General features: G+C 65.0%; 1 protein-coding gene. It reads right to left on the bottom strand.

The genetic code is table 11. The features are described 5' to 3' along the window. Positions 1–220 (bottom strand): hypothetical protein (locus IF89_RS40445; protein ID WP_043195250.1); only part of this gene is annotated, 220 nt, incomplete at both ends.

Raw genomic sequence — 220 nt, 5'->3', positions numbered from 1 at the left:
GGTTGAGGGAGTCGTACTCCATCTGCCGGACCGTGGCGGCACCGTCCGCATTGGTGACAGAGGTACTGGTGAGGAGGCCGGTGCGCTCGTCGTAGGTGTGGACGGTCTTCGAGACGGGTGTGCCGTCCTTGGTCTCCACGACCGCTTCCGCGATCTGGCCGTCGCTGTTGTAGGTGTAGGCGGTGGTGTTGCCGAGCTGGTCGGTCTGGGAGGCAAGACG

The organism is Streptomyces sp. NRRL F-2664 (genome assembly GCF_000719345.1).
Taxonomy (GTDB): domain Bacteria; phylum Actinomycetota; class Actinomycetes; order Streptomycetales; family Streptomycetaceae; genus Streptomyces.
The sequence above is the reverse complement of the archived record's forward strand: the minus strand, read 5'-3'. Positions and strand labels throughout refer to the sequence as shown.